Annotated in this window: 21 protein-coding genes; 10 read left to right on the top strand and 11 right to left on the bottom strand. The window is 61.3% G+C overall.

Annotated features, from left to right (window positions below; genetic code table 11):
- Positions 1-17: 17 nt before the first annotated feature.
- On the top strand, positions 18-791 hold the full coding sequence (locus HYPMC_RS22740) for an MOSC domain-containing protein (RefSeq protein WP_013950509.1): 774 nt from the start codon (positions 18-20) through the stop codon (positions 789-791).
- Positions 792-845: 54 nt separating this feature from the next.
- Complete coding sequence (locus HYPMC_RS22735; RefSeq protein WP_013950508.1) at positions 846-1,769, top strand: hypothetical protein; 924 nt, start codon at positions 846-848, stop codon at positions 1,767-1,769.
- 267 nt (positions 1,770-2,036) lie between these two features.
- Here HYPMC_RS22735 and HYPMC_RS22730 read toward each other — a convergent pair whose 3' ends face one another.
- The 6 genes from HYPMC_RS22730 to HYPMC_RS22700 all read right to left on the bottom strand — a co-directional run bounded on the left by HYPMC_RS22730 (position 2,037) and on the right by HYPMC_RS22700 (position 10,363).
- Positions 2,037-3,044, bottom strand: a complete 1,008-nt coding sequence (locus HYPMC_RS22730; protein ID WP_024275097.1) for a DUF4167 domain-containing protein — start codon at positions 3,042-3,044, stop codon at positions 2,037-2,039.
- A gap of 467 nt (positions 3,045-3,511) precedes the next feature.
- Entirely contained in the window at positions 3,512-4,420 is a 909-nt protein-coding gene (gene prmC / locus HYPMC_RS22725) for a peptide chain release factor N(5)-glutamine methyltransferase (protein ID WP_013950505.1), read from the bottom strand.
- Positions 4,417-5,496 (bottom strand): peptide chain release factor 1, encoded by a 1,080-nt coding sequence (prfA, locus tag HYPMC_RS22720; protein WP_024275095.1) that lies wholly within the window; start codon positions 5,494-5,496, stop codon positions 4,417-4,419. Before prfA ends, prmC begins: the two co-directional genes overlap by 4 nt.
- A gap of 101 nt (positions 5,497-5,597) precedes the next feature.
- A complete protein-coding gene (locus HYPMC_RS24830) occupies positions 5,598-6,617 on the bottom strand; it encodes a helix-turn-helix domain-containing protein (RefSeq protein ID WP_013950503.1) in 1,020 nt (339 codons plus the stop codon).
- Positions 6,618-6,718: 101 nt separating this feature from the next.
- The gene (gene ptsP / locus HYPMC_RS22705) at positions 6,719-9,010 is read right to left on the bottom strand and encodes a phosphoenolpyruvate--protein phosphotransferase (RefSeq protein ID WP_013950502.1); all 2,292 of its coding nucleotides are present in this window, start codon (positions 9,008-9,010) and stop codon (positions 6,719-6,721) included.
- 90 nt (positions 9,011-9,100) lie between these two features.
- Positions 9,101-10,363 (bottom strand): aspartate kinase, encoded by a 1,263-nt coding sequence (locus HYPMC_RS22700; RefSeq protein WP_013950501.1) that lies wholly within the window; start codon positions 10,361-10,363, stop codon positions 9,101-9,103.
- A gap of 200 nt (positions 10,364-10,563) precedes the next feature.
- Here HYPMC_RS22700 and ubiG point away from each other — a divergent pair, with 200 nt between their 5' ends.
- Complete coding sequence (gene ubiG / locus HYPMC_RS22695) at positions 10,564-11,331, top strand: bifunctional 2-polyprenyl-6-hydroxyphenol methylase/3-demethylubiquinol 3-O-methyltransferase UbiG (protein WP_013950500.1); 768 nt, start codon at positions 10,564-10,566, stop codon at positions 11,329-11,331.
- 44 nt (positions 11,332-11,375) lie between these two features.
- Positions 11,376-12,035 (top strand): rhomboid family intramembrane serine protease, encoded by a 660-nt coding sequence (locus HYPMC_RS22690; protein WP_013950499.1) that lies wholly within the window; start codon positions 11,376-11,378, stop codon positions 12,033-12,035.
- A gap of 77 nt (positions 12,036-12,112) precedes the next feature.
- On the opposite strand, the gene oxlT is transcribed toward HYPMC_RS22690, so the two are convergent.
- Complete coding sequence (oxlT, locus tag HYPMC_RS22685) at positions 12,113-13,387, bottom strand: oxalate/formate MFS antiporter (RefSeq protein WP_013950498.1); 1,275 nt, start codon at positions 13,385-13,387, stop codon at positions 12,113-12,115.
- A 160-nt stretch (positions 13,388-13,547) separates the two neighbouring features.
- Here oxlT and HYPMC_RS22680 point away from each other — a divergent pair, with 160 nt between their 5' ends.
- Complete coding sequence (locus tag HYPMC_RS22680; protein WP_013950497.1) at positions 13,548-14,552, top strand: ketopantoate reductase family protein; 1,005 nt, start codon at positions 13,548-13,550, stop codon at positions 14,550-14,552.
- Between the two features lie 43 nt (positions 14,553-14,595).
- A complete protein-coding gene (locus HYPMC_RS22675) occupies positions 14,596-16,116 on the top strand; it encodes an acyl--CoA ligase (protein WP_024275092.1) in 1,521 nt (506 codons plus the stop codon).
- A gap of 81 nt (positions 16,117-16,197) precedes the next feature.
- On the opposite strand, the gene HYPMC_RS22670 is transcribed toward HYPMC_RS22675, so the two are convergent.
- The 3 genes from HYPMC_RS22670 to HYPMC_RS22660 all read right to left on the bottom strand — a co-directional run bounded on the left by HYPMC_RS22670 (position 16,198) and on the right by HYPMC_RS22660 (position 18,404).
- Complete coding sequence (locus HYPMC_RS22670; protein ID WP_013950495.1) at positions 16,198-17,514, bottom strand: MFS transporter; 1,317 nt, start codon at positions 17,512-17,514, stop codon at positions 16,198-16,200.
- 279 nt (positions 17,515-17,793) lie between these two features.
- Positions 17,794-17,964: a hypothetical protein gene (locus HYPMC_RS22665; protein ID WP_013950494.1), complete on the bottom strand. Its 171-nt coding sequence runs from the start codon at positions 17,962-17,964 to the stop codon at positions 17,794-17,796.
- A gap of 149 nt (positions 17,965-18,113) precedes the next feature.
- Entirely contained in the window at positions 18,114-18,404 is a 291-nt protein-coding gene (locus tag HYPMC_RS22660; RefSeq protein ID WP_013950493.1) for a hypothetical protein, read from the bottom strand.
- A 525-nt stretch (positions 18,405-18,929) separates the two neighbouring features.
- Here HYPMC_RS22660 and HYPMC_RS22655 point away from each other — a divergent pair.
- From HYPMC_RS22655 to HYPMC_RS23935, 4 genes are all read left to right on the top strand, one after another.
- Complete coding sequence (locus tag HYPMC_RS22655) at positions 18,930-19,211, top strand: hypothetical protein (RefSeq protein WP_013950492.1); 282 nt, start codon at positions 18,930-18,932, stop codon at positions 19,209-19,211.
- 317 nt (positions 19,212-19,528) lie between these two features.
- Entirely contained in the window at positions 19,529-20,956 is a 1,428-nt protein-coding gene (locus HYPMC_RS22650; RefSeq protein WP_013950491.1) for a cytochrome ubiquinol oxidase subunit I, read from the top strand.
- A gap of 19 nt (positions 20,957-20,975) precedes the next feature.
- Positions 20,976-21,983 (top strand): cytochrome d ubiquinol oxidase subunit II, encoded by a 1,008-nt coding sequence (cydB, locus tag HYPMC_RS22645; RefSeq protein ID WP_024275089.1) that lies wholly within the window; start codon positions 20,976-20,978, stop codon positions 21,981-21,983.
- Positions 21,983-22,129, top strand: coding sequence for a DUF2474 domain-containing protein (locus HYPMC_RS23935; RefSeq protein WP_081740925.1), 147 nt, complete (start codon positions 21,983-21,985; stop codon positions 22,127-22,129). Before cydB ends, HYPMC_RS23935 begins: the two co-directional genes overlap by 1 nt.
- Positions 22,130-22,149: 20 nt before the next feature.
- Here HYPMC_RS23935 and HYPMC_RS22640 read toward each other — a convergent pair whose 3' ends face one another.
- Positions 22,150-22,698: an RNA pyrophosphohydrolase gene (locus HYPMC_RS22640; protein ID WP_013950489.1), complete on the bottom strand. Its 549-nt coding sequence runs from the start codon at positions 22,696-22,698 to the stop codon at positions 22,150-22,152.
- Positions 22,699-22,812: the final 114 nt, after the last annotated feature.

Genomic DNA, 22,812 nt, shown 5'->3' with positions numbered 1-22,812 from the left:
TGAGGGATACGCGCGACATGGCCACTTCCGGGACCGCTACGATCGAAGCCCTTTACCGCTATCCGGTTAAAGGTTTGACGCCGGAACCGCTCGAAAGCGTGGAATTGCGCCCGATGCAGACCCTGCCCTTCGACCGGGCCTACGCCATCGAGAACGGTCCCGGCCCCTTCGACCCGGCAAACCCCCAGCACCTGCAGAAAATTCACTTCGTCATGCTGATGCGGAACGAGGAGCTGGCGACCGTCCGTTCCTTATTCGACGACAGCACCGAGACCCTCGTCATCTCGAAGGGCGGCGCCGAGATCGCCCGTGGGGACCTGCGAACCGAAGCGGGCCGCACCGCTATCGAAGACGCCATCGCCCGCATCGTAACCTCGGGTTTACGTGGACGTCCCCGCGTCGTTGTCAGCCCAGGACACAGCTTTTCCGACGTCGCACCCAAATGCGTCCACCTCGTCAACCGCCAGAGTTTAACCGCACTCGAAGGCATGCTCGGCGCGCCCGTCGATGCCCGGCGCTTCCGCCCGAACCTCGTGCTCGACGGCTTGGAACCCTGGCAGGAACTGGACCTCGTCGGCAAAAAGTTGCGGACCGGCGGCATCACCCTCGAAGTCTTCAAGCGCACCGAGCGCTGCGCGGCGACCAACGTCGACCCAGAGACGGGCGAACGTGACATGAAGATCCCGTCGTTCCTGTCTAAGACCCTGGGGCACACGGATTTCGGCGTCTACGCCCGCATCGTCGACGGCGGCCGGCTCCACGTCGGCGACACCCTCGAAGTCACCGATTGAGCGAAAGACGGACCCACCGTAAGCTGCTCTCCGGCGCATGGCAGGGATCGAACGATGGCGCGTTACGTCCGCTTCGCAGGCTTGGCGTCCATCGTGATCGTCGAAGACGACGATGAGATCGACGCGCTTCTCGATCATCCCGAGCTCGATCGTACCTATCGCCCCGCCGGCCCGCCGCTCAATCGCCTGCTGCTCTCGACGTTGCGCCATGCTCTATTTCGAGACGGGCAAGCCCTGCTATCGTTCCGGCCGCGCGGCGATGGCGAACGGGCAGCAGCACAAGCTGCCGCTGCAAAGCGCCTGGATGCGCTTGCCCAGCAGGCGCCTTGGTCCAACGACGCGCTTGCCACCATGGCGGCCTATGTCGCGAACGGTACGAACCGCGACGCCGCCCTCGCCGCCTTGACCTACGCGACGGCCTATCCCTTCCTTGCGGCCGATGGCAGGGAAACGCCCATCCCGTTCGAGGCGGCAAAGTTTGGCGACTTGTTCGAGCAATACCAACGACTGAAGTTCGCCCGCCAGAGTTGGAAAGGACTGCTAAGTCGCCTCCTCGGTGTTGACCGCCGTGCTGAGCAAGAAATTCTGAGGATGACAGGCGGTGACGATTACGGCCTGCATGCCGTCGGCATCACCCTCGCCAATTCCGAAATCATTCTCGAAAATCTTCGTGCGTCCTTCGCTGTGCGCCTAACCAGAACGGCGACCGGAGCGCCCTTCGATTGGAGGAAGGTGCGCACCGCGCCAGCGATGCTCACGCGGCAAAACAAAACGCCGCTGAGATTTGCAGGCATTTCAGAAGAAGTTCCGGCGAACGCCCTCGTTCTGCTGAAAACGCGCCAGGCGCTGCGGCCGGACAGTCCCGCTGGATTTGAGTTCGCAAGCAAGCATTGGTCCTACTGCCCCGCGAGCCGCTACATGATCGCGATCTTCGAACGCGTTCACGTGCTGGCACAGCGCGCAAGCACGGCTGCCTGAGAGCGATTGCAAGCGAATTGCGCGAATGTCGAAGAAGAGCCCGCCCGGCGCAGGCCGCGTGGGAACAGGCTCGTCCCCGGCGGCCGGCTCTCGGAACGAGAGTCGCCGGGGACCAAATTAAAAGCCTCGCGCGAGCGGCCGGCTCCACGCAGGGGAGTCGCTCGCGCCAACAAAAAAGAGCCGTTCCTGGCGGCCGGCTCCGCGAAGCGGTGTCGCCAGGGACAAACAAAAAAGAGCCCCGAAATCGAGGCTCTTTTCTAATTCGCTTTATTCGCTGTCTTCGTTTGCGGCTGGCGGCACGGCCGGAGCTTCGGCCGGCTCTTCGCGACGCGGCCGGCGAACCGGGCGGCGCAGGAAGGCGGGCTGCTCCTGCTGGTCGATCGAAGCCGCAGCTTGCGGCGCTGAACGTTCCGGACGCTCGGAACGCTCAGGGCGTTCAGACCGCTCTGACCGCTCGGGACGTTCACGTTCGGCAGCCGGAGCCGGTGCCGGAGAAGACGTCGCGACCGACGGCTGGAAACTTCCGCCGTTCGCGGGCTCGCGCTCGGCGCCGTTCGGAGCCCCACTCGGGGCCTGATAGCGCTCGCGACGGCGGAAACCGCCTTCACCCTGATGCGAGTCTCCGTTGCCGTTGTGCTGTGGGCGCCGATCCTCACGGAAGCGACCCTCGCCGCCTTGGCCGTTGCGCTGTTCGTACCGGTCACCGCGGTCGCCCCGGAAATCCTGCCGATCGCCGCGATCACCACGATCATGGCGATTGTTGTTGAACCGCTCGTGGCGCGGCTGGCGATTGTCGTAACGGTTTTGATTATCGAAATTGCGCTGCTGCTGCGGGAAAGGCGGCTGCACGTCCGGCTGGTTACCCTGACCGGCGATAGCCTGCTGTTGGCCCCCGCCGAACTCGTCACCATCCTCATCGCCGAACTCGTCGCTGTCGGCGCCTTCAGGCCCGGCAAGCGAATGCGTCCGCGCGGCGCCGTTCCCCATCGGGTCCACGCCGCCCTGCTGCGCCATCTGCTCGCGATAGCCCAGGATGATGCGATTATAATGCTCGGCGTGCTGGAGATAGTTCTCAGCGAGCACCGGATCGCCCGACGACAGCGCATCGCGCGCCAGGCTGATGTACTTCTCGGCGATATGCGAGGGCGTACCGCGAATCTTCACGTCGGGCCCCGAACTCTCGAAGCTGCGCATCAGAGGATTTTGCGATTTGCGGTTATTATTATTGTTGTTGTTTCGTCCGCGACCGCGACGGTTCTGTTGACCTTGCCTCATGGGCTCCCGTTCATGCTTGTTGGTATTGCCATCTGCGCACGCCAATTTCCCGGGGCGACGCCCTGGATCCTTCGATCCAATTCAAAAAAGCTGTCTCTTAACGTCACCACAGTCCTATGGATCGTGCCCCATGGATCCGATCAAGACGGATCACACCAAGGATCGCAGCCCAAGCTCTCGCCCCCACGGCCTCGGGCAAAATCGCAGTCATCCCAATCATCACGCCAGCAAAGATACTAGAGCCGCCTCAAAGGAGCTTGCCCAGCACATATGCCGAGAAGGATAAGCCCGACACTCGCCAATCAACGGACAGAGGGGTCCGCGAAAGTTTGTGCTGATGATCTGAGATGGGAAGGCCGGCTCGGTAACCGCTCTAGCGGTATATTGGCCAGGCACATCCGATCAAACTCTTCGGCCCGGATATTACCCCGGAAACGTAATTCCGCAAATAGAAATGATCGCTTGGGTTAGAGATGTATCTCCAGCGCAACAGCGCGCGTATGGCCACCCAAATCCTGACGTCGCCCAATGGGTTGCGCCCCGGATTTTGAGAAAATGTCTTCAACCGCTTCGGCCTGTGTCGCGCCGATTTCCAGAACCACCAGGCAAGACGCCTGCAATTCCATGATATTTCGGGCGATATCACGGTAAACGCGAAGCCCGTCGTCGCCGCCATCGAGAGCCAGCACCGGATCGAAGTCCTTCACGTCCGGCTCGAGACCAGCGATCTCTTCCGTGGATATATAGGGTGGATTCGAAATCACAAGGTCGAACGGCCCCGGACAACCGTCGAGACCAGTTGTCGCAACAAACTGAATTCGATCCACAACCCCGTGGGCTTCCGCATTCCGGCGCGCGACGGCCAGAGCCGCCGGGCTGATATCCGTTGCCAACCCGCGCGCATTCGGCAGCTCGGCCAGCAGCGTGACGATCAGAATGCCAGAGCCCGTCCCGATGTCTGCGATCGACAGCGGCGCTTCCGCCAACCCGCGGCCCTTGACCAGATCGAGCGCCAGCTCGACGACGACTTCGGTATCGGGACGCGGATCGAGAACGTCCGGCGTCACAATGAAATCCCGCCCGTAAAAACCTCGGCGTCCGAGAATGCGCGAGACGGGTTCGTGCGCTGCCCGCCGGGCTGCTGCATCCCTGAGGAGGCCAGCGGCGTCCCCAAGTGGGCGCCCCGATCCCGTCAGCAATTGAGCGCCATCGAGCCCGAGCAGCCCTTGCATCAGAAAGCGCGCATCCCGCTGCGGCGTATCGAGCCCGGCCTCGATCAGCGTTCGCGTCAGCAGGCTCAACGCCTCGGCGAGACTCATCTCTGGCCGGAAGCCGGACGCCGCCCCGTTATCAGCGCGCGCAGCCGGCGTCGTCATGCTGCGCTCAATTCGGCGAGCATCGTCGCCTGATGATCGGTGATCAAAGCATCGATCAGCTCGTCGAGCCCGTTGCCCGTCATCACTTCATCGAGATTGTAGAGCGTCAGGTTGATCCGATGGTCGGTAACCCGCCCCTGCGGAAAGTTGTACGTCCGGATGCGCTGCGAGCGATCGCCCGATCCGACCTGTGATTTACGCGCGTCTGAGCGTTCGGTCGCCGCGCGCTCGCGTTCCATCTCGTAAATGCGCGATTTCAGAACCGCCATCGCAAGACGCCGGTTTTGATGCTGCGATTTTTCTGCGGAAACAACGACGATTCCGGTCGGAATATGCGTCATGCGCACGGCGCTGTCCGTTTTGTTGACGTGCTGGCCACCGGCGCCGCCAGCACGCATCGTATCGATACGGATGTCTTCGGGTCGGATGTCGACGTCGAGTTCCTCGGCCTCCGGCAGCACCGCAACGGTCGCGGCCGAGGTGTGAATGCGCCCACTCGCCTCTGTCGCCGGAACGCGCTGCACACGATGCACACCGGACTCGAACTTCAATCGCGCGAAAACGCCCGAGCCCGTGATCGACGCGATGATTTCCTTGTAGCCGCCAAGATCGTTTTCGGACGCCGAGATGATCTCGGTCTTCCAGCCGTGCAGATCGGCATAGCGCGTGTACATGCGGAAAAGATCGGCCGCGAACAACGCCGCCTCATCACCACCCGTTCCGGCGCGGACTTCCAGGATGGCGCTCTTTTCGTCGGCCGCGTCCTTCGGCAGCAGCGCGATGCGCAGCTGTTGCTCCAGCTCCGTGATCCGCTCGGCAAGCGACGCCCGCTCCGCATAGGCGAGATCGACCATTTCCTTGTCGGCCGACGGATCATTGATCATCTGTTCGAGATCCGCGCTCTCGGCCTCGGCTTTACGCAACGCATCGATTTGAGCGACGACCGGTCCGAGTTCGGAAAACTCCTTCGAGAGCTTCACAAATTCCGCCTGCGGAACCCCGTGGTTCATCAGGTCCTGGATGGCCATATAGCGTTCGGATAGACGGTCGAGTTTATCGCGCGGCAGAGCTGACATTGAGTCCGATGTTTTTATGAATAGCGAGCCGCGAAAAAAGCGGCCGAAAGAGGTGGCGACGGCGATTGAGCCCATCGCCACGCCTCAGGCACGGGTATCTACTACGAACCGCTGCCGATCTGCAATTTATCCGCCCGGCGCGTTTCCGGATCGTCAACTTCGATATAGCGCATGCCGTCCCGGATCGGGCCGTAGTGCTCCTGCATGTAGCCGCTGACCCACTGCACGGCCACCGAAAACGGCTGCGAGATCGTAGCAAATATCGACGAATGCATCATAAGCAGCAGCAGAGCGAGCGGCAGCGAAAGGGCATAAACGGCCCGCTGCGGACGTTCCCGAACCCGGTGCAGCGCTTCCTGCGGCAGACGCCGCGCCCCGCTCGCGATGACCGATCCGGCCCGTAACAGGTTCCGGCTCGAAACTGCGAGCCCTGACCGGGCGATATCCGGCTCCTGATCGGAAACGTGCACCGGCTGCTGTGGCCTTGGCCGAGGTGGGAAGCCACCATGGCCCTGGAACATCAAGCCCTGCTGAGGGATCGAGCTTTGCTGCGGCATTGCCCCCTGTAGCGGCGAATACCCTTGCGGCGGGTCGTAAGGCTCGTGCCGACCGTGATCGTACGGCTGCTGAGGAGCCGCATATGCCTGCGGCTGAACCGCCGGCTGTTGAAAAAACGGCTGCTGCTGAAAATACGACGTCGGCTCGCGGAAATGCACATCTGGCGTGGGCGCCGGAAGCTGATTTGCGGTCGGCGCCGCGCGGACGGAAAGCTGCGTGAACAGCGTCCCGATGGCATTCAGAACCGGCCGTCCATTGACGCCCGCCATCGACGTATAAGTCATGATGATGGCCGACGTTTCCTGCCACTGCGGCAGGTACTCGACCTGCCCCGTCTCCAGCGCTTCGACAACTTCCGGTCGAACCGCGAGATAATGAGCTGCCTGCGGCACCGTCAGCCGCAGCGCCTGCCGCAAATCGATAAAAAATCGCGCAATTAGCGCTCGGCTTTCCGCCTGAGCCTGCACCGACGCCGTTGGCACTGGTGCTTCGAAACGGCTATGCCCCTGCCGCTCGTACTCATGACTTCCAACCGAAACGTTCCGCCCAACGCTTCGACGCATACCCTCTACCCGGCAAAACGCGCCGGTCCCCGATGTTAAGGATATTGTCGGCTAAAAATCCTTATTTGTCAAAGCCTCCGTGCGTCGTTGGGGAGGAGCTGTTAACCGTCGAGCGCGACGTGTTCCGTTTCTGCGAACTGCTGCAAGGACATGCGCACGTCCTTCGCACCCTCTTTCAAAAGATCGTCGAGGAAAGCGGTCACCTTCGCGGCGTCGAGCGACAGCACCATGGACTTGATAGGGCCGATGGAGGCCGGCGCCATCGACAGCGACCGGAAGCCGAGACCAATCAGCGTCAGGGCTTCGAGCGGGCTGCCTGCCATCTCGCCGCATAGTGTCACCGGCACGTTGTGCGCGCTGGCAGCCGTCATGAGCGACTTCAGCGCCCGGAGCGGTGCTGGCGCCAGCACATCGAAGCGGCTCGCCACCCGCGCATTGGTGCGGTCTGCGGCAAACAGGAACTGCATCAGATCGTTCGAGCCGACCGACACGAAATCGACCCGCGACAGAAACGCATCGAGCTCGAACAGAAGTGCAGGCACTTCGAACATCGCCCCGACGAGAATGATCTGCGGCAGGGGATGGCCGTGCTCCGTCAGAAATGCCTTCTCGCGCTCGATCAGCGCACGGATGGCCCCCAGCTCATACGTCGCCGAAACCATCGGGATCATCACCCGCAGCTCACGCCCTGCCGCCGCCTTGAGCAAGGCCCGCACCTGTAGCCGGAACAATTCCGGCCGGTCGAGCGCCATGCGGATCGCCCGCCACCCCATCGACGGGTTTTCTTCCTTCGGCTGACGAAGGTAGGGAAGCACCTTGTCGCCGCCGATATCGAGCGTGCGAAACACGACGGGCTTGCCGCGGGCTTCGTCCATCACCGCCTTGTAGAGCTGCGTCTGCCGGTCGAGGCGTGGGAACGACTCCGACAGCATGAACTGCAATTCGGTGCGATAGAGCCCGATGCCGTCCGCACCGGCTTCGTCTAGATGCGGCAGATCGACGAGCAGACCCGCATTCATCATCAGCGCAATCGGCACGCCATCCTTGGTGATCGCCGGGCGATCGCGCAGCGACTGATAGCGCTTCTGCCGGCGCGCGCGAAACCGCACTTTGTCAGAATAAGCCGAGATCACTTCGGCCGTCGGCCGCAGATGCACTTCACCCGCAACAGCATCGACGATCGCCGCATCGCCCGCAGAGACGCGATCGACGATTCCCGCGGCCTGCCCGATTGCGGCGATGCCGAGCGCCTTCGCTACAACCGCAACGTGGCTTTGGCTCGACCCGTCTTCGACGACGAGCCCTCTGAGCCTGCTGCGATCGTAATCGAGTAGTTCTGCCGGTCCCATCGTTCGCGCAACAAGGATCGTATCGGGCGGGAGGCCGCCGTCATCTTCCGAACTCTTGAGCCGCCCCGCGAGCACGCGCAGTAGCCGGTCGGAAAGATCATCGAGATCACGCTGGCGCTCGCGCCAATAGGTGTCGTGCTGGCGCAGCATGCGCGTGCGCATCGCATTCTGAACTCGTTCGACGGCCGCCTCAGCCGTCAGCCCGCCTTCGACGGCTTCGCGCAGTCGCCGGTGCCAGCCCTTGTCATGCGCGAACATGCGATAGGCTTCGAGCACATCGCGATGCTCGCCGATGTTCGACAAATGCTCATGATCAAACATCTCATCGATGTTCAACTGCAGCTTTTCGAGCGCGAGCGACAGCCGCTCCAATTCGAGCGCCGGATTTTCCGCCATCAACTGCGTCACGACGATGCGCGGCTCGTGCAGCACCACATGCCCGAGCGCGATACCGTCCGAGATGGGTTCGCCCTCGATGACGAGCGGTTGCGAGCGCGAGGCTTCGATGGCCGCGACTGTCCCCGCCACGGCGCCAGAGACGAGATTTTCCGCGATCACCATCGCGGTCGCCTGCATCACCTCAACATCTTCGTCGGAATATTCGCGCGGCGTCCGGTTCTGGATGACGAGCACGCCAAGCACCTGCCCCGACCGCGCGATCGGCACGGCGAGCAGAGAATGATAAATTTCTTCACCTGTTTCCGGCCGGTAGGAGAACGCCGGATGGCTCGACGCTTCCGGTTCGTTGACGGTCACGCCAAGCTCGGCAGCGCGTCCCACGAGACCCTCGCCGCGCTTCAGTCGCGTCGTATGCACCGCACTCGGATTGAGGCCTTCGGTCGCGAAAAGTTCGAGTGAGCCATCTTGCCGCTTCAGATAGATCGAGCAAACCTCGGCGACCATGACGCCGGAAATCTGCCGCACGATACGATCGAGCTTTTCCTGGCCCTCGCCGCCATCGGACATGATCTCGCGCAGATGGCGCATGATGACCCGAAGCGAGGTCTCGCTTGGTAAAGGTCTCGGATCGTCGCGCCGCACCATCTTGCCTTGCCCATTCGTCTCGCCGGCAAAACTACTCCGGCAAATGCACCTTAGTCACAAAGAGACGGGGCTGGTAAGAGCGCCCGGCCTCTAGTCGTTGTCGAGCCCGTAGGCCGAGTGCAACGCACGAACCGCGAGTTCGGCGTAGGCTGCATCGATCAGAACACTGACCTTGATCTCAGACGTCGAGATCGCGTGAATGTTGATGCCCTTTTCCGAGAGCGTCTTGAACATCTGCGCTGCAACGCCCGCATGGCTGCGCATGCCGACGCCGATGACCGAAATCTTTACGACGTCTGCCGAGCTTTTGACGTCGACGTGGCCGATGTCGGTCTTCGCCTGTTTCAAGACTTCAAGCGTGCGCGGCAGCTCGGCCGCCTGCACGGTAAACGTCATATCCGTATGCTTGCCGTCCGGCGTGATGTTCTGCACGATCATATCGACGTTGATATTCGCATCTGCGAGCGGTCCGAAGATGCGCGCGGCGATGCCCGGTTTGTCGTCGACATTCAGAAGCGTAACTTTCGCTTCGTCTTTCGCATAGGCGATGCCGCTTACGACCTGCTGTTCCACGATCTCATCCTCGTCGCATACGATGGTGCCGATATTCTCGATATTATCGGCTCTGAAGGGTTGCATGGCGTCCGGCGCTACGAAGCTCGACAGTACCCGAGTCTTGACCTTGTAGACCATTGCCAGCTCGACAGACCGCGTCTGCAGGACCTTCGAGCCGAGCGACGCCATTTCGAGCATCTCTTCGTAGGAAATTTTCGCAAGCCGTTTCGCTTTGGAAACGATGCGCGGGTCCGTTGTGTAAACGCCGTCAACGTCGGTGTAGATATCGCAAACGTCGGCTTCGAGCGCGACGGCGATCGCGACCGCACTCGTGTCCGAGCCGCCCCGGCCGAGCGTTGCGATCCTGTTCTCGGTGGGCTCGATGCCCTGAAAGCCGGTGACGACGGCAATCTCGCCGGCTTCGATCCGCGATTTGATCTCGGCGCCTGGGATATCGAGAATTCGCGCCGCACCATGCGCCGTATCGGTCTTCACCGGAACCTGCCAGCCGGTCCACGACCGCGCGTGCAGGCCCATCGCCTGCAACGTGATGGCGAGAAGCCCCGCCGTCACCTGCTCGCCGGTGGCGACGACGGCATCGTATTCCCGCGCATCGTAAAGCGGAGAGGCTTCCTTGACCCAGGCAACGAGCTGGTTCGTCACCCCGGCCATGGCTGAGACGACGACTGCGACCTTGTTGCCGGCGTCGACCTCGCGCTTCACGTGACGTGCGACGTTCTGGATGCGCTCGATGTTGGCGACCGACGTGCCGCCAAATTTCATGACTACGGTCGCCATTCTCGAAGCGCTTCCCTTGGCCTGTGCATGCCCGCACGGCCCCTGGCATGGGTCTGACGAGCATTAAGATTTGGATTGAGTCCGGCGCTTATTAGCGGCTCGCGAGCCCCCCGGCAACAACCGAAAATTGACCCATCCGGGACAATAGCTTGACAAGATGACCGCCGGGTTGACGTGTATGGCGGAAGACGGAGACGACAATGACCGCAACGCAGCAATCCGACGCCGGTAAACGCACCCTCGATACCGAAGAGGTCGAGCGCTTTTCCCGCATGGCCACCGAATGGTGGGACCCACGTGGAAAATTCCGCCCTTTGCACCAGATCGGGCCGCCGCGGCTGTCATTCATCCGCGATAGCGCCGTCGAACGCTTCGGCCGCGATCCCAAGGCCCTCCGGCCCCTCACCGGCTTGACGGCCGTCGATATCGGCTGCGGCGGTGGCCTCGTCGCGGAACCTTTGGCACGCATGGGCGCAACCGTCACTGCCATCGACCCGTCGGAAAAGAACATCGCCATCGCGAAATCGCACGCCGAAGGTCAGGGCATCGCCATCGACTATCGTGCCGTGCGCGTCGAAGACCTCGTCGCCGAAGGCCGCACGTTCGATATCGTCACCTGCCTCGAAGTTGTAGAGCACGTCCCAGACCCGGCGAAATTCATCGGCGAATGCGTGAGCCTCGTCGCGCCCGGCGGCCTCGGCGTGTTCTCGACGATGAACCGCACCTTCAAGGCCTGGGCGCTCGCCATCGTCGGCGCCGAGTATGTGCTCGGCTGGCTACCGCGCGGAACGCACCAGTGGGACCGCTTTATCACCCCGGCCGAGCTGGCCGGTTACGTCAAAGCCGCGGGGCTCGACGATGTCCGGTTCGAAGGCATCACGTATAATCCGCTGCAGGATTCCTGGTCGCGCAATCCGAATACGGACGTGAACTATCTGATGTCGGCACGGAAACCGAAACCATCGTGACGGCGCTCGCCCACTCGGCGACGCATTGAGAGGGGGAAGGTGCGATGTTTCCAATCGGGGACGATGATTCGCAGGTCCGCATTTCGCCCATCGTTACGACGGCGCTTATCGTCGTCAACGTGCTTTTCTTCCTGATCGAGCTGAACGGCGGCAACGAGTTCATTCAGCGCTGGTCGTTCATCCCGAGTCGCTTCGCCGAAGATCCCGCGTCGAACTGGCCGACCATCTTCACCGCCATGTTCATGCACGGCGGCTGGATGCACCTGTTCGGCAACATGCTCTATCTCTACATCTTCGGCGACAACGTCGAAGAAAACTTCGGACATGTGAAGTATCTGGCGTTCTACCTGATCGCCGGTATCGCAGCGACATTCGCTCAGTTCTATTTCAATCCGCACTCGAACATTCCCAACGTCGGCGCTTCGGGCGCGATCGCCGGTGTGCTCGGTGCTTACCTGCTTCTATTCCCGCAGGCTCGCGTCGATGTGCTTGTCGCGCGGGCCGTCATGTCGATGCCGGCGCTGATCGTGATCGGCTTCTGGTTCGTGCTTCAGCTCTTCAGCGGCGTCGGCTCCATTGCCCATACCGATGAAACTGCCGACGCCGGCGGCGTCGCTTACATGGCGCATGTCGGCGGCTTCGTTGCCGGTCTCGCGATTGCGCTGCTCTTCAGAGGCCGCGGCGGCCCGCCAAGAACCGCCTGAGCACCACCCCTGAAAAAAGCGAAAAAGGGCCGGAACAGAGTTCCGACCCTTCTAAAACTGCACCCAAAAGCGAGCTGTTAGATGTTCCGCGCCATCCGCTGACGCATCGGGCGTAGAACGGCAAGCGCGAGAATCGCCGCGAGAATGTTCATGCCGGCCGCCGTATAGAACACGGCATGCCAGTTGCCCGTCGCCTGTGTCAGCAGACTGGAAAACGGCACGAGCAGCGACGCGGTGCCCTTGGCAGTATAGAGCAGGCCCGCATTCGTCGTTGCGAACTTCGAGCCGAAGGTGTCGCCGCACGTTGCCGGGAAAAGGCTGTAGATCTCACCCCACGCAAAGAACACCAGCCCCGTCAGCACCACGAACAGGATCGGATCGTGCCCCATGCGCGCCAGCGCCAGCAGGCCGACGCCCTCAATGCCGAACGCGATGAACATTGTCGTTTCGCGGCCGATTTTGTCCGACACCCAGCCGAAGAACGGACGCGTGACGCCGTTGAGAATGCGGTCGAGCGACAGCGCGAACGTGAGCGCCGGAAGCGTAATGCCGACGAGGGACACCGGAACATCTGCAACCTTGAAGTCCTTCGCGATGGGCGCGAGCTGCGCCGTCGCCATCAGGCCGCCCGCCGCCATCATCACAAACATCAAATACATGATCCAGAAGACCGGTGTCTTCAGCATCTCAGTCGGTGCGAACGACCGCTTGGCCGAAAGCAGCTCGACGCGCGCACCGAACTGATCCTTCGACGGCGACCGCAATAGGAACGACACAAGAATGATGACGATGCCCTGCAGCAGACCGAAATAAAGAAACGCCGCTTCGTATCCCTGCGATGCGATCACGATCGAGATTGGAATAATCGTCAGTGCCGAGCCCATGCCGAAGCCGGCTGCCGTCACACCGGCCGCCAAACCGCGACGATCCGGAAACCATTTGAGCGCATTGCCGACGCACGTGCCGTAAACACACCCTGCGCCGATACCGCCGATGGCCTGCGCGACATAGAGCATCGCCAGCGAGTCCGCCTGCGAGTTCAAAAGCCACGATAGGCCGATCATGATGCCGCCGACCAGGACGAGCGGCCGCGGCCCGAGGCGATCTTCAAGATAGCCTTCGAAGGGAATGAGCCACGTCTCGGTCAGAATGAAGATGGTGAACGCCCACTGGATCGCCGCCATCTCCCAGCCGAACTTGGCGTGAAGCGGATTGACGAAGAGCGTCCAACCATATTGCAGGTTGGCGATCATCGTCATGCACAGCACCCCCAGCGCGAGCTGCGCCCACCGTCCGGTGGTTGACGTCGCAATGCCAGAAGCCGGAGCGCGCGACTCCGTTTGAATAGTCATCCTTGGCAGTCCCCTCGGGCTTGTAATTCTTTTTCATTTCGCACTAAAAGCGCCCAACCATAAAACGTGAAAAATCACGTTCGACAAGTGCAGCATTAAAGCTAAGCGCCAACAAAGTTTTTTGCTGCACCGCCACACAGAAATCGAGGGACGAAGTTCGATGAAAATTTGCGTCGTCGGCGCAGGCGGAATCGGTGGCCTGCTCGCCGCGCGGCTTGCGCAATCGGGCGAAGATGTAACCGTGATCGCCCGCGGCCCGCACCTTGCGGCGATCCGCGCCAATGGCCTCAAACTGATCGAAGAGGACGGTAGCGAGAGCGTTTCTCGCATTGCCGCAACAGATAAGATCGCCGACGTTTCCGAACAGGATCTCGTTATCCTCGGAATGAAGGCACATCAGGTCGCAGCCGTCGTGCGCGATCTTCCCGCGATGTATGGTCGCGACACGGCCGTGCTCACCGCCCAGAACGGCATTCCGTGGTGGTACTTCATGCGCGTCAGCGGGCCGCACGAAAACCATCGCTTGGAAAGCGTCGATCCCGGTGGCGTGGTCGCAGATAATCTGCCTGCTGAGCGTGTTCTTGGCAGTGTGGTGTATCCCGCGGCCGAAATCGCCGAGCCGGGGGTAATTAAGCATATCGAAGGCAACCGGTTCTCGATTGCCGAAATCGATAATTCGAAAACCGAGCGCGTCACCCGCGTTTCGGAGGCGTTGCAGAAAGCCGGTTTCAAAGCCCCGGTCGTCTCCGACATTCGCGCCGAGATCTGGACGAAACTCTGGGGCAATCTGAGCTTCAATCCAATCAGCGCACTGACGCATGCGACGCTGGAAGATATCTGCAAATATCAGCCGACCCGCGATGCCGCTGCCCGCATGATGAGGGAAGCCCAGGCCGTCGGCGAAGCACTCGGCATTCGCTTCCGCATCCCGCTCGAAAAGCGCATTGCAGGCGCCGAAGCCGTCGGGCCACACAAGACGTCGATGCTGCAGGACATCGAAGCCGGTCGCGGCATCGAAGCCGACGCACTGATCGGCTCGGTGATAGAGCTCGGTCAGGTCGCAAACGTTCCGACGCCACAGATCGAAACGATCTATGCCTGCGTGAAATTGCTTTCCGCGACCTTATCGCGCGAAGGCGGACGATTGAGAGTTGAAAAGGCCTGACAACGCCGCCGACGGCACAGGCACCGGAGATATGAGAACGACGATGGCAACACCCACGACACTGCATGAGCTTCTGAATGCCGGAGACGGCCGAGCGCCGGCCATCCGGGCGTCCGGCATCGAAGCGCTGACCTACGCCGGCTTTCGCGACCTTGTGACGCGAACCATCGACAGCCTGAATGCGCTTGGCATCGGCCGCGGCGACCGCGTTGCGATCGTGCTGCCGAACGGCCCCGAGATGGCGACATCCTTCGTTGCAACGGCATCGGCCGCGACGGCCGCGCCGCTCAATCCTTCCTACCGCCACGACGAGTTCGACTTCTACATGTCGGACATCAACACCAAGGCGCTCATCGTCGAGGATGGCAGCACTTCACCCGCAGTCGCCGTTGCGAAAGAGCGCGGCATCATGCTCATCACGCTGAAGCCCGATCCTGCGAGCGGCGCCGGCGCATTCACGCTGTCGGCTGAAACGCCTGCCGAGAAACCAGCTCAGACTGGCCCGGCGCAGAGCGACGACACCGCATTGATCTTGCATACGTCGGGCACGACGTCGCGTCCGAAGATCGTGCCTCTCAGCCATAAGAACGTTGCGGCCTCCGCTGGCAATATCGCCACCGCATTGCAGCTTTCGGCCGGCGACCGCGCCTTGAACATCATGCCGCTGTTTCACATCCACGGTCTGATCGCGGGCGTGCTGGCCCCGCTGTCTCGCGGCGGCTCGATCTTCTGCACGCCGGGCTTCAATGCGCTGAAGTTCTTCCACGCCATGGAAGAGGCGGCGCCGACCTGGTATACTGGCGTCCCGACCATGCATCAGGCAATCCTCTCGCGCGCCAGCCACAACGCCGAGACGATCGCGCGCCACAAGCTGCGCTTCATCCGCTCCTCGTCATCGTCGCTCCCGCCGCAGGTCCTGAGCGAACTCGAAGCGACCTTCGGTGCCCCCGTCGTCGAAGCCTACGGCATGACGGAAGCCTCGCATCAGATGGCGTCGAACCCCATCGGTGGCGTCCGCAAGCCCGGCACGGTCGGCCTGGCCGCCGGACCCGAGGTCGCCATCATGGATACCGAAGGCAATCTCTTGCAGCCCGGCGAAGTCGGCGAAATCGTCATTCGCGGCGACAACGTTACGAGCGGTTACGAGAACAACGCCAAGGCCAACGGCGAAGCCTTCACCAACGGCTGGTTCCGCACCGGCGACCAGGGCACCATCGACGCCGACGGCTACATCACGATAACCGGCCGTCTGAAGGAGATCATCAATCGCGGCGGTGAGAAGGTTTCCCCGCGCGAAGTCGATGAAGTCCTGATGGATCATCCCGCCGTATTGCAGGTCGTGACGTTTGCCGTGCCGCACGACAAGCTCGGCGAAGATGTCGCCGCCGCCGTTGTGCTGCGCGAAGGCCAGGAAGCGACCGAGCGCGAGCTTCGCGACTTCGCGAACGAGCACCTCGCCCATTACAAGGTGCCCCGCAAGATCCTGCTGCTGCCGGAGATCCCCAAGGGCGCGACAGGCAAGCTACAGCGTATCGGCCTGGCCCAGAAGCTTGGCCTCGCCTGACGCGCTAGGGCGATGAAGACAAAGAAAAGCGCCCGGTATCACTGGGCGCTTTTTTATTGTCCGAAGCTGAAGCGGCTGGCGTTAGCGATCGCCCGACTCGAGCTGGCGGCTCATCGCGAGCGCCATCAGCGTGCAGACCGCACCGGAGAGCAGATAGCCGCCCGCCGCCATCAGGCCGAAGTGACTCGACAGCCAGAGCGCAACGAACGGCGCGAACCCGGCGCCGACCAGCCACGCCAAGTCGGTCGTCAACGCCGAGCCGGTATAGCGGTAGATCTTGGCGAAGTTCGAGGCGACGGCGCCCGACGCCTGTCCGAACGACAGACCGAGCAGCGTGAAGCCCAGCACCATGAACACGATCTCACCGACGTCACCGCCGTTGAGGAGCTGCGGAGCGAAACCGCTGAACACCGCGATTACCGCCGCCGTGGCCGAGAGCAGGTTACGACGGCCGACTCGGTCCGCAACGAACCCCGACGCCACGATCGCGAATAGACCGACGATGGCGCCGATGATCTCGATGACGAGGAAGCGCGACGGGCTCTGGGTCGTAAAGAGGAATACCCACGACAGCGGGAACACCGTCACCATGTGAAACAGCGCGAAGCTCGCCAGCGGTGCAAAGGCGCCGATGATAACATGGCGGCCTTCCTTTTGCAGCGTCTCGCCGATCGGCATCGGCTCAAGCTCTTGCTGCTCGAAGTGCTCGATGTATTCCGGTGTATCGACCATGCGCAGACGCGCGAACAGCGCCACGACGTTGATCGCGAAGGCAACGAAGAACGGGTAGCGCCAGCCCCAATCCAGGAAATCTTCGCTCGACAGGTTGGCTGCGAAATAAGCGAACAGCGCGGCCGCGACCATCAGGCCGAGCGGCGCGCCAAGCTGCGGGATCATGGCGTACCAGCCGCGACGATTCTCCGGCGCGTTCATCGCCAGCAGCGACGGCAGACCGTCCCATTCGCCGCCAAGCGCCAGACCCTGGCCGATGCGGAAGATCGCCAGCAGAACGGCGGACGCCAGGCCGATCTGTTCGTAACCCGGCAAGAAGGCAATCGCGACCGTACAGGTTCCGAGCAGGAACAGCGTGAACGTCAGCTTCACCGCGCGCCCGTAATTGCGGTCGAGGGCCATGAACATGACCGTGCCGACCGGACGGGCAATGAACGCCAGCGCGAAGATCGCGAACGAATAGAGCGTCCCGGTCAGGGCATCGAGATGCGGAAAGACGAGCTTCGGAAAAACGATGACCGATGCGATGGCATAAACGAAAAAGTCGAAAAATTCCGAAGTCCGGCCAATGATGACGCCAATGGCGATTTCGCCCGGGCTGACATCGCCGTGCCCGCCATCCGCAGATGCTGTGTTCCGCTCGAACGTGGCTGTGGCTCCACTCATCGGCCGCTCATGCTCCTTGAACCATGCTCTGGCTCTGCGCGCAAAAATATTCGCGAGCCACTCAACGTAGCTTCTGTCCCGGGTTCCCGCCCGAGGGCATTAGGCAAATTGTCCAATGTGCCAATGACGCAGAAAACGGCTTTTCAAAGCTTTTGCCTTGATCCCCGGGGGTTTGCCAAGCCACTTCGGCGCCCGAGGATGCAATGACGTGTGTTTTAGAGGGGAGCGAAGGCCGGTCGAGCGCGCATCCCGGCCCGAGAGGCCGTCAGGATTGAACGCTCAAGACTGCGAACCGGATGCGGGCTTGGTCGCGCCAGTGCCGCGACCTGCGAACCAGCGATGGCGCGGATGCCGCAGCTTGTGAATCCAGAGGCGCAAGCGAGCCCCCAACGACGGTGTGATCTCGATCAGGACGCGACGGCGCTTGCTATAAGCATCTGCGAATGACATGACCCCTCCGAAAATTTCGGATTTGAGCATAGCCCTCGCGCCGTTAAACCGGGGTTCCCCAGATCGCCGGGATTTTATGCATTAGGTACACCGCGCACCGCCGATGTTGCATCAGCAGCCGTGAACAGAAGCCCGGAGTCCCCCACGCTCTATTTGTTCGTTTTGTTGTGCTTGGCTGCCGGCGGCTCCGGCGGAGGAAGCGCCTCGGATCCGCCCGTGCCGCCATCGCCACCATCTTCGTCCTTTAGATCGCGATGGTGCGCATTGCCCCGTTCGATCGGAACAACGGGGGCGGACTCATAGGCCTTCTCGGCCTTTTCCTGAATGCGAATGCTTTCCGGGACGGAATCGGCAAATGCGAGGCTCCCGATCGCCGGGATCGCCAATGCGCCGACCGTCATCAGCAGGGAACCGCGGCGAAGTTTGCGATAACGCTGCATCTTATGCTCCTTGGCCTTTTGCGGCCCCTTCCTGACCTGCGACGAAAATAAACATGTGACCCCAACTTTTCACCCAAATTCCCCAACGGATCGGTCACTTTCATACGTTATTTGGATGACGAACGAACCTGCGCCATTGATTTTGCGTAATTTACCGTTCGTCAACCAGCGAAGAGCGTTGTGCAACTATATCGCTGAAAAATCGGCTAAAGTTTCTTTCATTCTCGCCTTAAATCTATTTCGAATTTGATCCGCTCAATGGCAACTCCCGATCCTTCCGACAACCGCGGCCGGCCTCCAGCCAACTCACCCGTCATGCTGACGGTCCTGTGCGCTGTTCTGGTTGCAATAGCGACCTGGACGATCTTTTTGGTCCGCTGAGGGTTGTATCCAAAGAAGGCCGCAACGCACTTCGTGCTGGCGGGGCGGCTGCTTGCAGCCAGTCCCGGACGTCCTATGTTTTGCGTAGGCTATGTCTCAGGCGGGATAGACGCGGTCTCGTGGCTAAACGGTAGGAGCGTCACAATGAGAACAGGAATATTGGCTGCAGCCCTGGTTCTGGGAAGCGTCGTCCAGGCTCACGCGCAGCAAAGCGTCAGTCCGGCGCCGACGGGCGGAACTGAATCGATCATTCGAACCCCGTCGAGCAGCAATAATGGCAGCAGCTACGGGACATCCGGAAATGTCGGCGCGCCGACATCGATGTATCCGCCGCGACTGCAGAATTATAACAACCCCGCTGCGAGCTATGGCCGGTTCGGAAATCCCGTCACGGGCAATACCGGCATGCGAAGCAATCGCCGTTAGGCGAATTGCCAATTGGCACGCCCCGATTTCCGATTGGCACGATAAACGCGTCCGGCATACGCGGTTGGGCGTCTTGTCTACTTCGCAACACGCATCGGCTTTTCTAATTGACAGTCCATAGCGGACTGCTCGTCATCACTTATGGCGCTTGTCCTCCAGACATATGCGCCCGTCAGACCGTTGCTGAAGAACCCGTATTAAGTCAGCGTCGCATCCGTTCTTTCTATTCGGCGACGAATGGCTCAACATAGGCAAGGCGATCGGTTCGGCATCGCGTCGAATGCAGGGTCGTGTCACGACGAGATGCCGAGGCGCAAATGATAACGACCGTATCCGCATTGAGTGCGTTTGAGCTCGCTCGCATCCAGTTTGGGTTCACCGTCTCCTTCCACATCATCTTTCCCGCCATCACCATTGGCCTCGGAACCTATCTCGTCGTTCTTGAGGGGATGTGGCTGTTAACGAAGGATACGGCCTACCGCGATCTTTATCATTTCTGGTCGAAGGTCTTTGCGATCAACTTTGGCATGGGCGTCGTCTCGGGCCTCGTCATGGCCTACCAGTTCGGCACCAACTGGAGCGGCTTCACGGCCTTCGCTGGCGGCGTCACCGGCCCGCTTCTGACGTACGAAGTTCTGACGGCCTTTTTCCTCGAAGCCGGCTTTCTCGGCGTCATGCTGTTCGGCTGGAACAAGGTCGGTCCCGGCCTCCACTTCTTCGCGACGATCATGGTGTCGCTCGGAACGCTGCTCTCGGCCAATTGGATCTTAGCATCCAATAGCTGGATGCAGACGCCCGCGGGCTTCGAGGTCATCGACGGCCGCGTCGTTCCCGTTGATTGGCTGAAAGTCATTTTCAATCCGTCATTCCCTTATCGCCTCGCGCATATGGTCGTTGCATCCGAGCTTGCCGTTGGCTTGTTCGTCGGCGCTTCCGCCGCGTGGCACCTGCTTAAAGGCCGATCATCGCCTGCGATCCGCACCATGTTCTCGATGGCGATGTGGCTGATCCTGATCCTTGCGCCGATCCAGATTCTCGTCGGCGATCAGCACGGCCTGAACACGCTGAAATACCAGCCCGCCAAGATCGCAGCCATCGAAGGACACTGGCAAAACGAGCCGGGCCAGAGCGTCCCGCTCATCCTCTTTGGCTGGCCCGACATGAAGGCCGAGACGACGCGCTACGCGCTTGAAATCCCCGAACTCGGCTCGCTCGTGCTGACGCACAGTCTCACCGGCCACATTCCAGGCCTCAAGGAATTCCCGCCGCAAGACCGTCCGAACTCCACGATTATCTTCTGGACGTTCCGCATCATGGTCGGGCTCGGCCTGCTCATGGTGGCACTTGGCGTCTGGAGCCTGTGGCTGCGCTGGAAGGAGCGGCTCTATTCGTCAGACTACTTCCTCCGCTTCGCATTGCTGATGGGTCCGGCGGGGCTGATTGCCATTCTCGCCGGTTGGCTAACGACGGAGATCGGCCGCCAGCCCTGGGTCGTCTATGGGCAATTGCGGACCGCCGACGCCGTCTCGAACCATTCGGTCCTTGCGCTGTCGATCACGCTCTGCGCTTTCGTCGTTGTCTATTTCGCAGTGTTCGGCACAGGTGTCGGCTACATGCTGAAGGTCGTCGATCAAGGCCCCGACGAAAGCGGCGGACCGCAACCCGATGCGGACAAAGATCCGCACCTGCGTCCTGCGCGCCCGCTCTCTGCGGTCGAAGACAAAATCGACAATCCGGCCATTTGAGGAGACGCGAACCATGGACATCGGTATCGACCTCCCGCTTCTCTGGGCCGTGATCATCGGCTTCGGCCTGATGATGTACGTCATCATGGATGGCTTCGACCTCGGGATCGGCATTCTCTTTCCCTTCGTCAAAGACCGCACCGACCGCGATACGATGGTGAATACCGTCGCTCCGGTCTGGGACGGCAACGAGACGTGGCTGGTGCTTGGCGGCGCCGGTCTTCTTGCGGCCTTCCCGATCGCCTATTCCATCGTTCTCTCGGCCATGTATTTGCCGATCATCGCCATGCTGCTCGGATTGATCTTGCGCGGCGTCGCATTCGAATTCCGCTTCAAGGCCGACGATGCGCACAAGCCGATCTGGGATAAGGCGTTCGCCGGCGGATCGTACATCGCCACATTCTCGCAAGGCGTCGTGCTTGGATCGTTCATCAACGGCTTCCAGGTCGAAAATCACGTCTATTCGGGCGGTGCCTTCGACTGGCTGACGCCCTTCGCAATTTTTTCCGGACTGGGCTTGATCGTCGCCTACGCGCTGCTTGGCGCGACGTGGCTGATCCTGAAGACCGAGGGCGCTTTACTCGAACGCATGCGTGAACTCTCCAAGCCGATCGTCTTGGCCTTGCTTGCGACCATCGCCATCGTCAGCCTATGGACGCCACTGAGCCATCCTGAGATTGCCACGCGTTGGTTTTCCTTCCCCAACATCGTATTTTTCTCGCCGGTGCCGATTTTGGTTGTCGTCGCGGCAGTGGCGTTGCTGTGGGCCATCGCACGCGACACGCACGCAATGCCGTTCCTGCTCGCGTTGGGTCTCGTTTTTCTGGGCTACAGCGGGCTCGTCATCAGCCTGTGGCCGAACATCGTGCCGCCGTCGATCTCGATCTGGGACGCAGCCTCGCCGCCGCAAAGCTTAGGCTTCACACTCGTCGGCGCGTTGTTCACGATCCCGTTCATTCTCTTCTACACCGCCTGGGCCTACCACGTGTTCCGCGGCAAAGTGAAAGCGGGAGAGGGGTATCACTGATGCCGGGCAACGCCGAAACGAAGCCCCCATCCTGGGCGCGGCGCGTCGGCTGGCTCGTGCTGATTTGGACGTTGAGCGTGCTGGCGCTCGGCGCGGTCGCCGGCCTGATGCGCCTTCTGATGACGCAAGCTGGCCTCACCGTCTGAACCGACAAGCCAGCAAAACTTTAGTCTTCCGCAGACGGCTCGGTCGCCGGACGCGCCAGATAGGCGAAGTCGGTCGTAACCCGCTCGTAAATCCCGCGCTTGAACGGCACGATCAGTTCGGGAAGGGTTTCCATCGGCGCCCAGCGCCACATATCGAACTCGGCTTTGGTTTCCGCCTTCGCCGCAATGTCGATATCGCTGTCCTCACCGAGGAAGCGCATCGCAAACCATTTCTGCCGCTGGCCGCGATAACGGCCCTTCAGCGCCACGCCGAGAAGGTGAGGCGGCAGTTCATACGACAGCCATTCCGGGTGCTCGGCCAGCATCTCGACATGCGTCACGCCGGTTTCTTCGCGAAGCTCCCTCAACGCGGCGATGCGCGGCGCTTCGAACTTCTCGATTCCGCCCTGCGGCATCTGCCAGATATGCGCTTGGCCGTCGCTGGCCCACTTCGGACGCCGCCGGCCAACCCAAACGAGACCGTCGCGATTGATGAGCATGATGCCGACGCCGGTCCGGAAAGGCAGAGCATTCGGAGACAAGCTGGCTGGTGTCGGCAACACTGTCATTCCTGGTTGCAACCCTCGCATTTGTGAGTTGATTGATGGCGCATCCTGATTCTGCAGAAAAACGTAGCAGCCGTATGACATTAGACTGTCATATAAACAGGAAGCGAGGACAAG

This window comes from Hyphomicrobium sp. MC1 (genome assembly GCF_000253295.1).
Lineage (GTDB): Bacteria > Pseudomonadota > Alphaproteobacteria > Rhizobiales > Hyphomicrobiaceae > Hyphomicrobium_B.
This window is presented reverse-complemented; position numbering and strand designations above follow the sequence as displayed.

Bases quoted from the DNA above. Each gene is read 5' to 3' on its own strand.
- HYPMC_RS22650 (WP_013950491.1), top strand. From the start codon at position 19,529: ATGATAACGACCGTATCCGCATTGAGTGCGTTTGAGCTCGCTCGCATC.
- HYPMC_RS22675 (WP_024275092.1), top strand. From the start codon at position 14,596: ATGGCAACACCCACGACACTGCATGAGCTTCTGAATGCCGGAGACGGC.
- HYPMC_RS22660 (WP_013950493.1), bottom strand. From the start codon at position 18,404: ATGCAGCGTTATCGCAAACTTCGCCGCGGTTCCCTGCTGATGACGGTC.
- ptsP (WP_013950502.1), bottom strand. From the start codon at position 9,010: ATGGTGCGGCGCGACGATCCGAGACCTTTACCAAGCGAGACCTCGCTT.
- HYPMC_RS22730 (WP_024275097.1), bottom strand. From the start codon at position 3,044: ATGAGGCAAGGTCAACAGAACCGTCGCGGTCGCGGACGAAACAACAAC.
- prfA (WP_024275095.1), bottom strand. From the start codon at position 5,496: ATGTCAGCTCTGCCGCGCGATAAACTCGACCGTCTATCCGAACGCTAT.
- HYPMC_RS22700 (WP_013950501.1), bottom strand. From the start codon at position 10,363: ATGGCGACCGTAGTCATGAAATTTGGCGGCACGTCGGTCGCCAACATC.
- HYPMC_RS22690 (WP_013950499.1), top strand. From the start codon at position 11,376: ATGTTTCCAATCGGGGACGATGATTCGCAGGTCCGCATTTCGCCCATC.
- HYPMC_RS22735 (WP_013950508.1), top strand. From the start codon at position 846: ATGGCGCGTTACGTCCGCTTCGCAGGCTTGGCGTCCATCGTGATCGTC.
- HYPMC_RS24830 (WP_013950503.1), bottom strand. From the start codon at position 6,617: ATGCGTCGAAGCGTTGGGCGGAACGTTTCGGTTGGAAGTCATGAGTAC.
- HYPMC_RS22665 (WP_013950494.1), bottom strand. From the start codon at position 17,964: ATGTCATTCGCAGATGCTTATAGCAAGCGCCGTCGCGTCCTGATCGAG.
- oxlT (WP_013950498.1), bottom strand. From the start codon at position 13,387: ATGACTATTCAAACGGAGTCGCGCGCTCCGGCTTCTGGCATTGCGACG.
- HYPMC_RS22740 (WP_013950509.1), top strand. From the start codon at position 18: ATGGCCACTTCCGGGACCGCTACGATCGAAGCCCTTTACCGCTATCCG.
- HYPMC_RS22670 (WP_013950495.1), bottom strand. From the start codon at position 17,514: ATGAGTGGAGCCACAGCCACGTTCGAGCGGAACACAGCATCTGCGGAT.
- ubiG (WP_013950500.1), top strand. From the start codon at position 10,564: ATGACCGCAACGCAGCAATCCGACGCCGGTAAACGCACCCTCGATACC.
- HYPMC_RS22655 (WP_013950492.1), top strand. From the start codon at position 18,930: ATGAGAACAGGAATATTGGCTGCAGCCCTGGTTCTGGGAAGCGTCGTC.
- prmC (WP_013950505.1), bottom strand. From the start codon at position 4,420: ATGACGACGCCGGCTGCGCGCGCTGATAACGGGGCGGCGTCCGGCTTC.
- HYPMC_RS22680 (WP_013950497.1), top strand. From the start codon at position 13,548: ATGAAAATTTGCGTCGTCGGCGCAGGCGGAATCGGTGGCCTGCTCGCC.
- HYPMC_RS23935 (WP_081740925.1), top strand. From the start codon at position 21,983: ATGCCGGGCAACGCCGAAACGAAGCCCCCATCCTGGGCGCGGCGCGTC.
- HYPMC_RS22640 (WP_013950489.1), bottom strand. From the start codon at position 22,698: ATGACAGTGTTGCCGACACCAGCCAGCTTGTCTCCGAATGCTCTGCCT.